This is a genomic window from Nostoc sp. LEGE 06077 (assembly GCF_015207705.1).
Taxonomy (GTDB): domain Bacteria; phylum Cyanobacteriota; class Cyanobacteriia; order Cyanobacteriales; family Nostocaceae; genus Nostoc_B.
The window spans coordinates 160,867-177,341 of the sequence record NZ_JADEWI010000003.1; the positions used below are offsets into that span (position 1 = coordinate 160,867).

The following is a 16,475-nucleotide window of genomic DNA, read 5'->3' on the forward strand; positions in this document are numbered from 1 at the left end:
ATCTCTAATTAATCAAAACGCTCTCCTGAAAAGGGGGCGTTTTTTGCTTGTATCTCTGTATAAAATCGCTCTTAGCTTTCGGGTATCATAACTACAACGTAAATATTTAAATCAATGGCTGCAAATAGAATCAAGGTTGCCAAAGATAAAGCCGAGTTAGTCAAATCTTTAGTCACATCAAAAGACACCACAGGGCCTTTTCAAACTTATGTAGAAGTTATGGTATTTGCTGCTGCTTTAGGTGCGAAGCATAAAAAGCGAGTTCCTATAGAAGGAATTGCTAAAGATATATCACCACTGCGGCAGGATTATTTTTCTAACAGTTTTGCTCTGTTAATTAATTTATTGGCTATTACTGAAAGCAAAGACATTAAGATTCTTAGTGAAGAGGATTTTGCTGACGAGCAACGTATCCATATTTTTGAAGAGTATGCAAATGGTGGACTAGAAATTATACAAAATGAACTGCGTGGAGCAGTAGATTATTCCGAGCGGCTTTTATTAATGCTTAGTTCTGAAAGATTTAATAATGAAGGTGAAGAAGAGGAATTCAACCTTAGCAAATTTCTCTTGTGAATTACCTTCTGTTCAAGCTAAACAAAACTGAATTTTAGTATATATATTTATTCATTATCAAGTTCATCATCTTCCTCTGATACTTGGAGAAGTGAAGATTGAGTATTTAATTCTGGCAAACCAATAGCGAGTATAGCAGAGAACCTATCTCGAACCATCTCTTCTTTTTGTTGATTGTTCATTTTTTCATGTTCTCTACCATAAAAAGCAACAGTATCGAAACCTTTATATACTGCTTTATAAGCATCTGTGCAACCTGGCCACTCAGCTTTATTTTTGTCTGCACTAAAGAAATTGAGTAGTTTTCGCCTCGATAAGATTTGAGAACCTTTTGCAACGTCGATTTGTATTTTACGAGAGCCAAAATACCACAAACATAATAAGGAAAATATCCTATCTTCTACAGTTCTCGCCACTTTAATTTTGTCAGTACCCTGGTTTATCGCTACAAATGTCCATAAGCGAAAAGGGTAATCTGGTAAGTCAGCATCTACTTTTAGAATGCCTTTGTCATATAGTCTATCTAGACAACTCAATACGTCATCGATATTACCTAAGTTTTTATCTTTGGCTTTATAGTCAAATTCGACAATTCTGCCTAAACGAACTATAGCTTTCTGGAATATTGCTTTGAAAGCCCATTGATTTTCTTTGATGCTATTAATAGCAGCCTGGTGTGAGAGTATCTCTCGGCTATTCCAATCACTATCTTTAGCAATTTCTCGCTGCCGAATAATTCCTTTATGTTTACTCGTTTGAGCTTGGTAGCTACCAAAAGTACCCTCAATCAAATCATGTTCGCGAGCATACTGGAGTAGGTTTCGATATGGCTTAAATTCAAGTAAAAGTTTGATTAGCCAAGGACGAAAGTTAACTTTAAAACCTTCTATTGCAGAGCCAAGGTAATTTTCTGGTATTCGAGCAAATGGTGTATCAGGATTTCCATCTTCGTCACAATAGTCTTCTATGTAATATTCTTCAAGACTACGCCCCTCGTACTGAACTTTTTCCTCACCTGTGCCAAGGGCAGAATCAATACTATCGATAAAATCTAGCACGTGCTTCTTTTCCATTGGATCGCGTGGCGGTTTCAGATCCAGTGCTGCTGAAATCAGCAAATCTAAATGAACTAGTGAATTTAGGTAGTAGGAGCTATCAAATCGGTTTGAGTCGTCTTGCCAGCGCACTAGAGAAAGAGGAAGCTTATCTTTCGCATCTTCCCCTGTACTCTCAGTCAATAAAGTTCTAACGCATTGGGCGCTAATACTTTTGTCATCAAGAATAAGCTCTCTAGCCTTATCTACAGTCTTAGCATTCTTATTCAAATCAGTGAATAATTCACGAGCGATTCCTCGAATTGAATAATCAGATGTACTCTGAAGATTCTTAAAACCCGCACTGGGATGAAGCAAAATAAATAAAATTGGTATTTTTGTTTGTTGCTCAATCGTGTTAAGAGTACCACCTCGAAATCTTGGATCTTCACGAAAGGTACGGAGCGCCCAAAGACGATGTTGTCCATCTACTGCTACTGCTAATACTCTATCTTCATCCCAACGCAGCCTAGCAGAGACTCCAGTAGAAACAAATTGAACACCCCCGAAGTTCGCAACCTCACTTTGAAAATTTTTCCATTGTTCATCATCAGGATCAGTACTATCCCAAGGTATGGGAGGAGGTGCTACGCTTGTTGTTTCATCAAAAGCATTCTGAATCTTGCCATCATCGTCCTTTGGCATTAATACAATAGTAATTGCATTAAAAAATTTCAGCTTGTTTGGATCTAGAAGATAGCCTTTAACTATGTCATCTTCTACCCTCTTTTCATCAATTTCTCTTTGAAAAAGCTCTTTGAGAGACCATTTTGTCTCTAATGAAGCGGGAATTTGTTCCGCTATCTTAAGTTCGTCAATAGCTCGGTTAACTTCAACCAGTGACAGAACGTATGGAAGTGCTATACCTTCTGATAAAGTGTAAATACCAGTTAAACCATATAGCGGTTTATTAAATCTTGATTTTCCTTCATTATTTGAGAATATCAGCATTTGATATCAACCGTATCTAAGAGTAAATGATGGAAGAAATAGTCTAGATAAAATATCTTCAACTAGTTTGTCTGAAGCGAGTTTAGAAAATTCATAGTCTTCTTCAATTTGATTATCTAATTCGTCATCCTCATAAACACTATCTGGCACAGCGTTAGTATTATATGAAGTATGAATAATTAGCAGCCTGCATCGATTAATTTTGTGTCCAGCATCTGCAAGACGATCCCGTAAAATACTACCTTCACTAATATGACTGCGAATCCTAGAGTATAAATTAGTTGCCTTTCCTATATATAATGGCTGTTGAAATATGAGGGAATTATTCAAAAGCATAAAGAGCAGTTGACGAAAGGACGAATCAGCAGCTAACTCTTTCAGCAAAAGCTCTTTAGAAAATGAAGTCTCTGGTTCAAGTTTTATCCGGTGTGCTGGAGGTAGTTTTGTTTCTCTCGGAGCCGAATGATCCTTACAAAGTTCATCCAAAATATAGTTAGCGAAGACTTGAGGATCATTGATGGCATTAGCATCAATCTCGAAGCGACGATACCAAGCGTAGACAACGCCGATATTATCGGGGATGCGGCTTAAAACAGCACTATTTCCCCGCATCTGTGCCAAATCGTACAAGACGACATCTTCACTTAGCTGTTGCACAGCATCACTACCATATAGCCATGCCACAAAATAGACTCCCTTTATACATTACGTACCAGGGTAGCATAATAATATTTCGAGAGGCGAGAAGACAGCAATCAATTGTAATTAAAGAATTTGTGGTAGCCCTACCGCCTTTGGTTCTACCAAATTACCGTCAAAACCTATCGTTTTATTTTCTAAAGTCCTAGCATTAGCCAAAGCCTTACGAAGTTCAGCAAGTTCCATGTGATCCTGAAGTCCACCCAAAATGTAAATTAATAACTTTGCAGCTAATTCTTTTCCAGAAACCTGTACTCGCTTTTTATTAGGGTCATACAAAACCCCATACCACATAGATTTAGGATATTCCATCCCAGTAAAACCGCCTTGCTGGTCAAACTTTTTCAATTTCTTGAAAATAGTTGTTAGAGAAACCCCTTTTTTAAATACTAAAAATCCTAAAGCTTGGGCTATAGCAACTTGCGCCACAGGGCGGAAAAGTATATTGGCTTCACCACCACCTTTTTCAAAGCTGAACCTTCGTAAAACTGGTGTGTCTTCATGTTCCAAAATTTTATAGCTAGGTAAATTAGCTAAATTATCAAATAGCTTTTTAAATTCTTCAATTCCCTGTTCAATTTCTTTATTTTCTGGACGCATCGGAATTAAGCCTTTTTCCAATGGTTTCCAATGAGGGAATTTTTGACCTAAATATCTCTCAGACATATCTTGTATCGCTTGGAGTGTAGTCAAAACTGTAGAGTTTGACGCTACAGTTGAACTATTCCAATTAACACGCGGATTGCGATTTGGTTTTTGTTCTAAAAGTGGATGAGTCACCGCAATTTTTCTAGCCACAATAGAAAAACCATCATCTTCATTTAATTGTGCTAACTGACCTTTAGTTAAAGGTGCAGCCATCAAGTTAACATGAACAAAAATCGACCTTACTCTTCTTCTAGCTTGGTTACGAGTTTCCCCAGAATTAACGGCACAAATGAACTCAATACCAATTTTTTCTTGAGGTAAGCTTTGTAAATAAGCAGGATCTACTTGATATTGCTCGATTAAATCTGACACCGTAATAAAACTATCATCAGCAGTTTTATCTTTTTTATATCGCTGGAGTTTACCAGTTTTAATTAACTCTATTAAACCCTGAACTCCCATCAGCCGATGTTGACCATCTAGTGCATAAATGGTGACATTCTCTTCAGAAACATTCAGTAAGCCGACCTTACCATCTTTATCTAGAGGCGTAAAATCGGTAGTAGACTTGGTAGCGCGTTCTTGATTATCCCACTCAGATGCTTTAGCATCATCCACCCAAGGCTGATTAATTACTACTAACACTGGTGGAAACTTATGATTTTTTCTCGCCGCTAAATATTGGACTAACGGTGCTTGACGCGACCAGTCAACGGGACGCTGTTGAATTTCATCGATACTATCTGCGTCAATTTCAATGTTATCTGTCTCTTGATTATACTTTTTTTGTAGCAGAGGTAAACCAGAAGCGAAATGAACTCTGCTGGCAAACCATTCTAAGCTGACGGAACCAACATAAGCTTCACTTCCACCCATCTCAGTTTTTTGAACGAAAATTTGGGATTTTTTTTCTAAAAACTTATCTAAAAGTAAAGCTAGTACCTCTTTTTCCTTGTTTTCTCTCTCTAGGTACTCTTTAGCGATATCAGCAGTTAGGTCAGATGCAATGTCTCTCATATTAATTTTTAAAAACTTAGTCTTGTAAACTAGCTATATTCTCCAAAAAGTTAGATACTAATAAATCAGTTTTTAAAAACTTTTTGGTAACCCGCGCATTCTATACGCTGGGTAAAAAAAGCGGTAACGCCCAGATGTCCAGAGGTAGGAAGCAATGACTGAAGCACAACAACCAGAAAATAAAGGTCAGCAGACACGTACTGTAGCAGAGTTAGTAGAGGATATCCAAGTTCTTACCACTGAAATTCAAGAATTGTATTGTTTGGATGCGATCCCTTGGATTATAGGCGTATCTTGGGGCAAAGACTCTAGCACCATATTGCAACTTGTTTGGAATGCGATCGCGGCGCTCCCTCCAGAAAAAAGAACTAAAACAATTCATGTAATTACAACAGATACTCAGGTAGAAAATCCTATTGTTGCAGCCTGGGTTCGTCAATCTATAAAGCAACTGGAATCGGCTGCAAAAGAAAAAAGGATGCCGATTCAAGCACATTTGCTACACCCAGTAGTTGAAGACACATTTTGGGTAAATCTCATTGGGAAAGGTTATCCAGCCCCTCGTAACCAGTTTCGCTGGTGTACCCCTCGTTTAAAAATTAATCCAGCTAATCAATTCATTCGTGAAATAGTTCGAGCCAACGGTGAAACAATACTTGTTTTGGGGACTCGCAAAGCCGAAAGTGCCAAACGCGCTGCCACTATGAAAAAACATCAAGCAAGTAGAGTAAGAGAACGCCTAAGCCCTAATGCTAGTCTTCCTAATTCTTTAATTTATACTCCTATTGAAGATTGGAGTAATAATGATGTCTGGATCTACCTCAACCAATCTGACAATCCTTGGGGGCATAGCAATAAAAAATTATTCAGTTTATATCGAGGTGCAACAGCAGATAATGAATGTCCTTTAGTTATAGATACCACAACTCCTAGTTGTGGTGATTCTCGATTTGGTTGCTGGGTTTGCACACTAGTTAATCAAGATAAATCTATGCAGGCGATGATCCAGAATGATGAAGAAAAAGAATGGATGCAGCCTTTATTAGATATCCGTAATGAATTAGATGCTGAAGATGATAGAGACAAAAGAGACTTCCGAAGGCTTCATCGAGGAGAAGTCCAATTATTTGAACGCAATAAAGATGGAAAAGTCTCTGTTGAACCAATACCGGGGCCATACACAAAATACTGGCGTGAACATTGGTTAAGACGATTATTAGAGGCGCAAACAAAAATATGTCAAACAGCACCAGAGAATATGCGCGACATTACTTTAATAAGTTTAGAAGAACTAAGTGCAATTCGGCGTATTTGGTTAGAGGAAAAACACGAGTTTGACGACAGCTTACCCCGCATTTATCAAGAAGTAACTGGTGAAGAATTTAAAGACCCACGGCCAGGCGCAGACCTTAGCCTATTAGGTAGTGATGAATGGACTGTGTTAGAAGAAATCTGTGCTGGTAACGAGATGCACTTAGAATTGATGGCAAAACTTTTAGACACAGAACGTCAATTTCGCAAAATGTCGCGTCGTGTAGGAATTTACGAAAGCTTAGAAAAATGCTTTGCTACCAGTTCTCGTTCTAAAGATGAAGCAGTGAAAAATGCTCATTTAAAACGAGATTTGAAAACAGCAGTTGAACAAGGTGATATTGAAAAAGTCAAACAGCTAACTTTAGCCGATTTTGTTGCACCAGAGGAACAAACAAGTACAGTCGATACACAAATTGATCCTGCTGACAATACTAAGACTTGGGCAAATATGAAATTTAAAAATAAACAGACAAAGAATTAAGCTTACTCATCATTGTCAGCATCTCCCAAGTACAACCTAATAAACTCTTCGGCTGCGGCTGGGTTAATTTTCTTGAGTGCATTACGAATTTCTAACAGCGTATCAGCAACAGGGTCAGTCATCTCATTAACCCATCGGTGAACGTTTGGCCGTCCTGTTTCCATTGTTACTGCTAACTTGTTTTGACTGATGCTGTGTGTTTCTAACACCTGTTTCAACGCTTTTCCTGCTTTTCCCATGCCTTTGATTGTGTCAAAGGCTCTTAACAGAGTAAATGTTCTGTATATGTAACAAACGGTGTAAGATTATCTTGTTACTTTTATGTAACGGTAACTTTTACCAGCAAGCAGGTAAATTTCCATGACTAAAAGCTTTGTAGCAGAGACTATTCAAACCACCCCGTCGCTTGTTTCTACTAACGACTCTACAGAAACAACACCAGATAGAGAGTCTGTCAAAGTATTAATTTATGGTTCTAAAAGAGGTGTTAACAACACAATTCTGACTTTATACAAACTTGGTTTCGCCCAAGTTAACGAGTGGAGTCCTTTATTACCTAGTTCTAACCCTGGTGAAGTTATGAGTATTTTGATTCGTTATATCTCAATAAATATACCAGGCGATTAGAAATCGCAGCTATACAGGCAAAACCCGCCTGCGCGGGTTAAAAAAATCATATTTTATGTTAGTCTGCGAAGGCAGACTTAGCTTGTATAGCTGCGATTTCTATTCGCCAAAGCTAATATTGACGTTTTACTTTGGCTTTGGCGGGGTTCAAAAAATGATATCAAATTTTACCCAATTATATCTACATTATGTTTGGGCAACTTGGGATAGATTACCTCTCATAACACCTGATATTCAAAAGTTAGTTTATGCAGCAATTATCAAGGAATGTGAACAATCAAAATGTACTGTAATTGCTGTTGGCGGTATTGAAAACCATGTTCATCTATTAACAGGTTTTCCGGTGACTATCAGTGTGTCTGATTTAATTAAGCAGATTAAAGGTAGTTCTTCACACTTTATAAACCATGAGGTTAAACCAAGTGATTTTTTCAAATGGCAAAGTAGTTACGCGGCTTTTACAGTTAGTTATGATGTGATTGATAATGTTGCTCACTATATCAGAAATCAGGCTATTCATCATCAACAAAAATCCATTATTTCTGCATGGGAATTAACTTTACCTGTCGATGTAAAGGGCGATTAGAAATCGCGGCTATACAAACAAAACCCGCCTACGTGGGTTATTAGTCCGCGTAGGCGGACTTCGCCTGTGTAGCCGCGAATTCCATTCGCCCCGAATAATATTTCTACGAATCCCATCTCGCCCCCTATATTATCTATAGCGACCAATGATATTTCTGGAACTCGTATTACAAAATTTTGGCCCTTATTCTGGGAGACAAGTAATCAACCTTGACCCTAGAAATGAGGAAAATCCTCGCCCGATTCTTTTATTAGGTGGGATGAATGGTGGTGGAAAAACTACGCTGATGGATGCGATTCGGCTGGCTTTATATGGACAACGCGCCCAATGTTCTACCCGTGGTAATTTGAGCTATGGTGATTTTTTAAATCAATGTGTTAATAGCAAAGCAACTCCATCTGAAAAGACTAGAATTGAGTTACTTTTTGAGCATATTGAAGACGATAAGCCAGTCAGATATCGGATTGTGAGAACTTGGGAAAAAAATCCTAAAGATGGTAAAGATGCTTTAGGCATTTTAGGTGATGATGACACTTGGCCAGTTGATTATTTGGTAAATATCTGGGACGACTATATAGAAAATTTGTTACCTTTAGGGATTTCTAATTTATTTTTATTTGATGGTGAGCAAGTTAAAGAATTAGCAGAACAAGAAACACCACCACAAATTGTTATTGAAGCTATTCGCGGATTATTAGGGCTAGAATTAGCAGATAAATTAGCAGTTGATTTAGATGTTTTAGTCAACCGCAAGCACAGAGAAATGGCTGATACTAAAGATTTAGCCAACCTAGAAGACATTGAACAAAGATTAGGACAACAACAAGAAGATTATCAAACAACGGAACAAAAATTAGCTAGTGTTAAAAATCAAGTTGAAGCATTAGAAACTATCCAACGGGAAGCCTTAGATAAATTTGTATCTGATGGTGGTAAAATTGCCGCCGAACGTAGTCAGTTAGAAGAGAAACACAAAGCAAAAACTAACGCCGTAGAAACAATTCGCCAATCTTTATGTGAGTTAGCTGCTGAGATTTTACCTTTAGCTTTAATTCCTAATTTATTAATTCAGGTACAAACACAGGGAACAAATGAATTTCGCAATCAACAAGTACAACTTGCTAGAGATGTTCTGCTTGAACGAGATAAACGGTTACTTGATTGGCTAAATCAGTTAACTATTGCTGCTAACCAAATCGATAAAATTCAATCTTTTTTAGCAGAGGATGTTGATAACTTATATACAAATTCACTCCAAACTGAAGCATCTTGGTTATTAGCTGACGAGGAAAGCTTGAGCCAGTTAGATAATGTGAGATATCATTTACAAACTGCTTGTAGTTTAGCAAAAAAGCAGTTAGCTAACCTCAAAAATCTCCAAGAAGAAATTATTACTTTAGAAAGACAAGTGCAGACAGCCGCGGAACCCGAAGCTTATCAAAAGCTACGTGAATCTGTCGAAGCAGCACAAAAAGAAGTTGTACAAGCTAAAGCAAATTACGAAACGACTCGTCAAAAATTAGCCGCGTTAACGGAGGCAATTGAAATAACTAAAAAAGAATTAAACGATTATACTGACAAAAATATAAAACATAAAAATAGAGAACATATTATTACCTCAGCTACTAAAGTTCAAGAAACACTGAAACTTTTTCGAGAAAAATTAACGCTGAGGAAGCTAAATAAATTAGAGGAAGAGGTGAAGAACTGTTTCCTCTATTTACTGCACAAATCAGACTTAGTATTTCGCATTGCTATTGATACTAAAACTTTTGCTTTATCTCTGTTCGATTTCGAGGGTAAACAAGTTCCTAAACATCGACTGTCAGCCGGGGAAAAACAACTACTGGCGATCGCTTTCCTGTGGGGACTCGCCAAAGTCTCTGGATTGCGCTTACCAGTAGCTATTGACACACCCCTCGGCAGACTCGACTCCTCTCACCGCAAAAACTTAGTAGAAAAATACTTCCCCGCCGCCAGCCATCAAGTAATTCTGCTTTCTACTGATACGGAAATTGGTAAAAAAGAAGTCGAAACTCTGCGGAAAAATGAAGCGATCGCCCGTGAATACCTCCTCAAATACGACTCATCCACCCGCCAAACTACAGTCATGGAAAATCAATATTTTTGGTAGAAAATATCGTCAAGGAATTTAAGATTAACAATTTGTATAAGTTTACGATATATGTAACAAGCTTTGGAGAGTAGATATGATATCACCACATTTACTAGAACTAGAGCGTGACTTAAGTGCTTTGTCATTAGAAGAACTTGAATGCCTCTTAGAGCGTATGAGAAAACAAGTGCAAACAAAAAAACAATCAGATAATTTAACTGATATTAACCATATAAATGAACAACTAGCGGCAATGGCTAATGATTTAGAGATAAAAATAGAAGTTGCTGCTATTAATGAGGAATTTGTTGTTACCGAAATGGATGGTTTAGACCAAAAACTATCTAAATTATTGTAAAACTTATTAACAAAAATCATGGAATCCCCCATCGAAAGAATTAAACTTTCCCAAACAGCCAAAGACCAATTATTAAAACTCCGTCGCAACACTAAAATTGACCAATGGAATATCCTTTGCCGTTGGGCGTTTTGTCGTTCCCTCGCTGAACCAACTCCACCCTCACCCGTACCTATTCCTCAAGATAGCAACGTTGAGATGACATGGCGTGTCTTTGGTGGCGAAATCTCAGATATTCTCCTCCTCGCCCTCAAGCAACGCTGTCATAATGACGGCTACGCCACCGATAAGGAAACCTTAGCCACACAGTTTCGATTACATTTGCATCGTGGCATTGGTTATTTAGCTGGCGACCAAAATATCAAGAAAATTGAAGATTTAATTGCACTGGCACTAGAGAAGATATAAGGATTAATGTAGTTCTTCTTGATATATTTATGCCGGAGAGCTACTTAGAAATCGATCGCCATCGCGCTGCGATCGCACGCACAGAAATCTCTCGTCCTGTAAGATTAGCCCTAGAATGGTCAATCATCAATCAGGACACGACTTTCTTTGACTACGGCTGTGGTTACGGTGGCGATGTCCAGCGCGTCGGAAACCTCGGCTATATCAGTGCAGGCTGGGATCCATACTACTACCCCAATCAGCAAATTACTGCTGCTGATGTTGTTAACTTGGGTTACGTTGTCAACGTCATCGAAGATTTAGCAGAACGTAACCAAAGTTTAATCACAGCCTGGGAAATCACCCGCAAAGTTTTAATTGTGGCGGCTCAAGTCTTAATTAACGCGCCCAGCAAAGCGCAACTCGCTTACAATGACGGCATTGTTACTAGCCGTAATACTTTTCAAAAATATTACGAGCAAGCAGAACTCAAAAAATATATTGATGAAGTTCTCAATGTTGATGCAGTCCCGGTAGCACTGGGGGTTTACTTTGTCTTCCGCGACGAAGCTGAAAAAGAAAGTTTCAAAGCCATCCGCTTCTTTTCTCGCACTTATACACCGCGAGTCCGTATCCCTAGCAAGCGGTTTGAAGATTATCAGGAAACACTGCAACCACTCATGGAATTTTTCACCAAGCGCGGGAGATTACCTGTTAAGGGTGAATTAGCCAACGAACAAGAACTATTAAGCGAATTTGGTAACTTTCGCCGCGCCTTTACTGTTGTCCTCCAAGCCACCGATGAAGCAGAATGGGATGCGATCGCCTATCATCGTTCTTTAGATATCCAAGTTTATCTCGCCCTGACCCACTTTGATCAACGCCCCAAATTCTCCAAACTAGCGCCAGAAATGCGCCACGACATCAAAGCTTTCTTCGGTAGCTATGAGGAAGCTTGCGAAGTCGCCGACCAAAAACTATTTAGTTTAGGTAGACCAAAAGTTATCCAAACAGCTTGTGAAAAAAGCAAAATTGGTAAACACACACGCGGCGCACTTTACGTTCATATTTCCGCCCTTGCATCACTCGATCCCTTACTCCGCATTTACGAAGGTTGCGCCAGTCGCACCATTGGGCGAGTCGATGGGGCGACACTGATCAAATATAATCTTGAGCAACCGCAAATATCTTACTTATTTTATCCAGACTTCGACACAGACCCCCACCCAGCCTTAAAAGCCAGCATCACCATTGACTTAAAAACTTTGTATGTCACCCACCGCGACTATGCAAATCGGGCAAATCCCCCTGTTTTGCACCGTAAAGAAACCTTTGTCATGTCTAATTATCCCCAATACGAAGAATTCGCTAAACTTACCCAACAAGAACAGGAATTAGGTTTACTCCAGCAAAAAAGTGACATTGGTACGCGTGAAGGTTGGTTAAAATGTCTGGCTGATCATGAAGTAGAAATTAGAGGACATCAAATTTATCCGATGAAGGAAAGTTAGGAGACTGCTAATCATTTTGCCAGTTAATCATTTCGTGGAAAGGAGAAACATTTATGCAAAGTATTAATATCCGTTCTCGTGTAGGCGCAGATGGTATTTTACATCTTGATATTCCCGTAGAAATGACAAATGCAGAAATTGAAGTAACGGTAACAATTCAAGAAGTTACACCACAAAAACGCGGCTGGATGCCTGGATTTTTTGAAGAAGTAATTGGTGGTTGGGTGGGAGAAGTCCTAGAAAGACCAGAACAGGGAGAATATGAAACGAGGGAGCAGATATTTTGACTTATTTACTTGATACAAATGTCTGTATTCGTCTAATCAATAATAGTCATCCTGCTGTCGTTAATCGTCTGTCAAGTCAGCAACCAGAGGATATATTTATTTCTGCTATCACTCAATTGGAACTTTATTATGGAGCTTATCGTAGCTCACAAACTGAGAAAAATTTAGAAATATTACAAAGATTTTATAGCCAATTTAATATTATTGAATTGGACTCACAAACAGCCAAAATAGCAGGTAAGATCCGCGCTGATTTAACCAGTAGAGGTACACCGATTGGCCCTTATGATTTACAGATTGCGGCTAGTACAATAGCAAAAAATTTGATATTGGTTACGCATAATACACGAGAATTCAGTCGAATTAATGGATTGCAGCTTGAGGATTGGGAAGTATAAAGTTAATTTTTGTCCAGTTATGAAACGACACAGTAACTATGGCAAGATAACTGCAATTCGCTTAGGTGAGTAGAGGAATATCAAAACGATGAGAGAAATCCAAGCATTGCGACAAGCCGTCCAAAGTCGCAAAATGGGGGCTTTGCTATTGCTAGGTTTTGCATCTGGATTGCCTTTGTTCTTGACTAGTAGAACATTGCAACTGTGGATGCAAGATGCCAAGGTTGATATCGGCAAAATTACTTTATTTGGTTTGTTGGCGTTACCTTATTCCCTAAAATTTTTGTGGTCGCCTTTGTTAGATAGGTTTGTACCGCCATTTTTGGGTGCTAGACGGGGTTGGTTAATTGTGACTCAAATTGGGTTAGCGATCGCGATCGCAACTCTCGCACTTCAACAGCCTTCCCAAAGTGACCAAGTATTGCAAATACTCGCAATCAACTGTCTGATTATCACCTTTTTAAGCGCCACCCAAGACATTGCTGGCGATGCTTACCGTACTGATATCCTCAATCCCCTAGAAGCGGAAGCAGGTGCATCTGTTTGGGTACTGGGTTATCGTGTTGCTTTGTTTGTCACCAGTTCTCTAGCTTTGGTATTAGCTGATCGCCTACCTTGGAATGGTGTTTACTTACTCATGGCCGCTTTAATGGCGGGGAGTATACTTGTCACCTTATCAGCACCCGGTGAACCACAGGTCATCAACAACCGAGAAACTGCGCCTATATCTGCCAAAGATGTGATCTTCGTGCTATTGATTACGGCCTTAGTAGCTGGTTTACTCGGAGGCGTTTTTACTGGCTTGATTGCTCTCCCTGTATTTTATTGGCTACTGGCAACTTTGATCATCGCTTGGATAATTTCATCCTTATTATTGCCTGATGAGCTACTGGCTGAGGCTCCAGAAAACCAAGCCCCACAAAATTTACAAGAAGCAATTTTTCTCCCGTTTAAAGAATTTTTTCATCGCTTTGGCTTGGCTCAAGCTGGTGTAATTCTAATTTTTATCATTCTTTATAAACTGGGTGATTCTTTAGTCGGTATCACTGCTAATTTGTTTTTGCGAGAAATCAACTTTACCAAAACCGATATTGGGGCAATTCAAGCGGGGATTGGCTTTATTGCCACGACTGTGGGCGTATTAGCTGGTGGCGTAATCTTAACTAAAATTCATCTAAATCGCGGTTTGTGGATATTTGGCATACTGCAATTATTGAGCAACTTGGGTTATTATGCCTTAGCCGTTGCGGGCAAAAATTTCTCGTTATTAATCTTGGCAGTAAATATCGAAAACTTTAGCGCCGGATTAGTCACAGTTGCTACAGTGGCATTTTTAATGAACCTCTGTAACCACCGTTTTACAACCACTCAATTTGCATTATTTTCTAGCTTAATGGCCATTAGTAGAGATGTTCTTTCAGCACCCGCAGGAGATTGGGCCAAAGCCACCGGCTGGCCGACATTTTTCTTGTTAACCTTAGTAGCAGCCATACCAGGATTGTTACTTTTACCGTTTGTGGCTCCCTGGAATCAAAAGCCAGTGGTAATATCTAGACCAGGACTTGAAGAAGAAGATGAGGATGTATGGGAAGCCAAGTAATTGTTGTTATTGGTACATTTATTCTTTTACTTACAGGTTTGTTACTTGGCTATGTCCTGTCACAGTTAGTGCTTGGATTTTTGACTTTTAATCTCTTTACTTTTTTTGGCACACTCAGCCTAATTTTAATTTTTGGGACACTTTACTACGTTCTATTTTGGCAGTTGCGTCGAGAACAGTCCCAAGTTGTGCCAGAAAATATGTCTATGACAGAGATTAACGATCGCATCACCGATACTCAACTCAAAAACAAGCTGATTGCTAAATTAGATGGGGACACTGTTACAGCGGAACGCTTAATTGAGCAGGCCAAGCAAAATTATCCTGGTATGCCAGAAAGTTGGTACTGTGAACGAGTCATTGATGATTTGGAGCGCGATCGGCGTTAAGGTTAAAAATAGAGATTACAGGGTACAGGTTACAGGTTACAGCCTAGGAATTTGTATTTTTACTCAGCACGCTGCTCAACTCCCGCTACCGCTCTCCGCGCAGCTATGCCCGCAGGGCTTTACAGCACTCAATTTCTTTCTTTTGACTTTTAACTTTTAACTTTTGACTTACTGAATATGGCTATATTTCGTCAATACATCGCCCCTTTACTAGTAGTTTTAGTATTTATCGTTGCCTTAGTAGCAACCAGCGCCCGTATCTTCTTACCCTCCGACATGGCCGCACCCGCACCCATTGAAGGCACTGGGATGATTATGCCGGCTACTACAATTGATGTGTTCAGCCTCGGCAAATAAAGTGTCTGAGCAACTTCTACCAGGGTATTTGATTCGTCGTGGCTCCACATTAGAGCGATCGCTCCTAGTCAAGTTCATGCAACGAACTTACCAGGAGAGATTTCCTCAGCAGGATTTTGCCCACCTCGCCCGCACAGTTGAGCAATATTTGTCCAAAGATACCCCCTTATGGTGGGTGGATGTGGAATTAGGGTTGCAGGGAGGTAAGGGTGCAGGGGGAGAGGGGGAAATAAATCAACTCAATTCTTCTGCGTCTCCCGTTGGTTGTCTCTGGGTGGGGAATGCGGTAGATCAAGTTAGTGGCGATCGCCATGCTCACATTTTTCTGCTTTACGTCATCCCAGAACATCGGCGGCGGGGTATTGGTAAAGCTGTGATGCAATATGTAGAAAATTGGGCAATAGAGCGAGGCGATAAACAAATAGGTTTACAAGTCTTTCAATCCAACCAACCCGCCTTAAATCTCTACAACCAACTTGGTTATCAAACTCAATCTCTGTGGATGTTGAAAGAACTTCCAGGTTATTTCGTCGGTGACAGCTATGGCTAGAAGCATTGCGATCGCAGAAGAATTTACTATAGCAGTGGAAGTATAAGTTAGGACATTTAAAAAGCGCGAATGCCAGAAAGAGTACTAATTTTACCTCCTGCCTTCTGTGGCATACATGGCAGCACATCCAAATCCAAATCAACCGCTTTATGGCATGATTACCAACGGTAGTAGCTACCTATTTGTCAAAACATTAGGAAAACAGTACGGAATTTCCGATATTTTGGCAACGCGATCGGAGTACCGCAACAATTTGTTTGCAGTGCAAAAAACCCTGAAATACTTGGGACAATTAGTCATTAGTCATTAGTTCTACTCCCCATTCCCAACTCCCCACTTTCTATTTTCCAGACAAATCTAATCATGTCGAACATAAAGTGTACAATAATTTAGCAAATACCTATCAGGCGTAGAATTATTGGCACGGGGGGTTATCTGTATAGCAGTCGAAGTATAGGTGAGGACATTGAAAAAGCACGAATGACAGGCATAGTAAGATTTTTACCTCCTGCCTTCTGCCTCCTGCCTT

At 39.4% G+C, this 16,475-nt stretch carries 19 protein-coding genes; 15 read left to right on the forward strand and 4 right to left on the reverse strand.

Features of this window, described 5'->3' with window-relative positions; genetic code table 11:
• Positions 1 to 114: 114 nt before the first annotated feature.
• Positions 115 to 576 carry a DNA phosphorothioation-associated protein 4 gene (locus IQ244_RS03430; protein ID WP_193889802.1) on the forward strand — a complete coding sequence of 154 codons (462 nt, stop codon included), beginning with the start codon at positions 115 to 117 and terminating at the stop codon, positions 574 to 576.
• 47 nt (positions 577 to 623) lie between these two features.
• Here the strand turns inward: IQ244_RS03430 and IQ244_RS03435 are convergent, their stop codons facing one another.
• The 3 genes from IQ244_RS03435 to IQ244_RS03445 form a co-directional block, all read right to left on the reverse strand.
• Positions 624 to 2,621: a DNA sulfur modification protein DndB gene (locus IQ244_RS03435; RefSeq protein ID WP_193889803.1), complete on the reverse strand. Its 1,998-nt coding sequence runs from the start codon at positions 2,619 to 2,621 to the stop codon at positions 624 to 626.
• A 6-nt stretch (positions 2,622 to 2,627) separates the two neighbouring features.
• Positions 2,628 to 3,305 carry a GIY-YIG nuclease family protein gene (locus IQ244_RS03440; protein ID WP_193889804.1) on the reverse strand — a complete coding sequence of 226 codons (678 nt, stop codon included), beginning with the start codon at positions 3,303 to 3,305 and terminating at the stop codon, positions 2,628 to 2,630.
• A gap of 81 nt (positions 3,306 to 3,386) precedes the next feature.
• Positions 3,387 to 4,985, reverse strand: coding sequence for a DGQHR domain-containing protein (locus IQ244_RS03445; protein ID WP_193889805.1), 1,599 nt, complete (start codon positions 4,983 to 4,985; stop codon positions 3,387 to 3,389).
• A 154-nt stretch (positions 4,986 to 5,139) separates the two neighbouring features.
• On the opposite strand from IQ244_RS03445, the gene dndC reads away from it, so the two are divergent.
• Positions 5,140 to 6,780 (forward strand): DNA phosphorothioation system sulfurtransferase DndC, encoded by a 1,641-nt coding sequence (gene dndC / locus IQ244_RS03450; RefSeq protein WP_193889806.1) that lies wholly within the window; start codon positions 5,140 to 5,142, stop codon positions 6,778 to 6,780.
• 2 nt (positions 6,781 to 6,782) lie between these two features.
• Here dndC and IQ244_RS03455 read toward each other — a convergent pair whose 3' ends face one another.
• Positions 6,783 to 7,019 carry a helix-turn-helix domain-containing protein gene (locus IQ244_RS03455; protein WP_193889808.1) on the reverse strand — a complete coding sequence of 79 codons (237 nt, stop codon included), beginning with the start codon at positions 7,017 to 7,019 and terminating at the stop codon, positions 6,783 to 6,785.
• A gap of 121 nt (positions 7,020 to 7,140) precedes the next feature.
• Here IQ244_RS03455 and IQ244_RS03460 point away from each other — a divergent pair, with 121 nt between their 5' ends.
• From IQ244_RS03460 to IQ244_RS03520, 13 genes are all read left to right on the forward strand, one after another.
• Positions 7,141 to 7,407, forward strand: coding sequence for a hypothetical protein (locus tag IQ244_RS03460; RefSeq protein ID WP_193889810.1), 267 nt, complete (start codon positions 7,141 to 7,143; stop codon positions 7,405 to 7,407).
• A gap of 154 nt (positions 7,408 to 7,561) precedes the next feature.
• Positions 7,562 to 7,993 (forward strand): IS200/IS605 family transposase, encoded by a 432-nt coding sequence (gene tnpA / locus IQ244_RS03465; RefSeq protein WP_193889812.1) that lies wholly within the window; start codon positions 7,562 to 7,564, stop codon positions 7,991 to 7,993.
• Between the two features lie 145 nt (positions 7,994 to 8,138).
• Positions 8,139 to 10,127 (forward strand): DNA sulfur modification protein DndD, encoded by a 1,989-nt coding sequence (gene dndD / locus IQ244_RS03470; RefSeq protein ID WP_193889814.1) that lies wholly within the window; start codon positions 8,139 to 8,141, stop codon positions 10,125 to 10,127.
• A 76-nt stretch (positions 10,128 to 10,203) separates the two neighbouring features.
• Positions 10,204 to 10,467, forward strand: a complete 264-nt coding sequence (locus IQ244_RS03475) for a hypothetical protein (RefSeq protein WP_193889816.1) — start codon at positions 10,204 to 10,206, stop codon at positions 10,465 to 10,467.
• Positions 10,468 to 10,485: 18 nt separating this feature from the next.
• A complete protein-coding gene (dndE, locus tag IQ244_RS03480; RefSeq protein ID WP_193889818.1) occupies positions 10,486 to 10,875 on the forward strand; it encodes a DNA sulfur modification protein DndE in 390 nt (129 codons plus the stop codon).
• Positions 10,876 to 10,904: 29 nt separating this feature from the next.
• Positions 10,905 to 12,365 carry a DNA phosphorothioation-associated putative methyltransferase gene (locus IQ244_RS03485; protein ID WP_193889820.1) on the forward strand — a complete coding sequence of 487 codons (1,461 nt, stop codon included), beginning with the start codon at positions 10,905 to 10,907 and terminating at the stop codon, positions 12,363 to 12,365.
• 53 nt (positions 12,366 to 12,418) lie between these two features.
• Positions 12,419 to 12,652 (forward strand): hypothetical protein, encoded by a 234-nt coding sequence (locus IQ244_RS03490; RefSeq protein ID WP_193889822.1) that lies wholly within the window; start codon positions 12,419 to 12,421, stop codon positions 12,650 to 12,652.
• On the forward strand, positions 12,649 to 13,050 hold the full coding sequence (gene vapC, locus IQ244_RS03495; RefSeq protein WP_193889824.1) for a type II toxin-antitoxin system tRNA(fMet)-specific endonuclease VapC: 402 nt from the start codon (positions 12,649 to 12,651) through the stop codon (positions 13,048 to 13,050). The genes IQ244_RS03490 and vapC overlap by 4 nt, the downstream gene beginning before the upstream one ends.
• A gap of 88 nt (positions 13,051 to 13,138) precedes the next feature.
• Positions 13,139 to 14,650 carry an AmpG family muropeptide MFS transporter gene (locus IQ244_RS03500; protein ID WP_193889826.1) on the forward strand — a complete coding sequence of 504 codons (1,512 nt, stop codon included), beginning with the start codon at positions 13,139 to 13,141 and terminating at the stop codon, positions 14,648 to 14,650.
• The gene (locus IQ244_RS03505) at positions 14,635 to 15,039 is read left to right on the forward strand and encodes a hypothetical protein (RefSeq protein ID WP_015115908.1); all 405 of its coding nucleotides are present in this window, start codon (positions 14,635 to 14,637) and stop codon (positions 15,037 to 15,039) included. The genes IQ244_RS03500 and IQ244_RS03505 overlap by 16 nt, the downstream gene beginning before the upstream one ends.
• Before the next feature lie 177 nt (positions 15,040 to 15,216).
• Positions 15,217 to 15,396 (forward strand): hypothetical protein, encoded by a 180-nt coding sequence (locus tag IQ244_RS03510; RefSeq protein WP_193889828.1) that lies wholly within the window; start codon positions 15,217 to 15,219, stop codon positions 15,394 to 15,396.
• The gene (locus IQ244_RS03515; protein WP_193889830.1) at positions 15,374 to 15,946 is read left to right on the forward strand and encodes a GNAT family N-acetyltransferase; all 573 of its coding nucleotides are present in this window, start codon (positions 15,374 to 15,376) and stop codon (positions 15,944 to 15,946) included. The genes IQ244_RS03510 and IQ244_RS03515 overlap by 23 nt, the downstream gene beginning before the upstream one ends.
• 115 nt (positions 15,947 to 16,061) lie before the next feature.
• Positions 16,062 to 16,256, forward strand: a complete 195-nt coding sequence (locus IQ244_RS03520; RefSeq protein WP_193889832.1) for a hypothetical protein — start codon at positions 16,062 to 16,064, stop codon at positions 16,254 to 16,256.
• Positions 16,257 to 16,475: the final 219 nt, after the last annotated feature.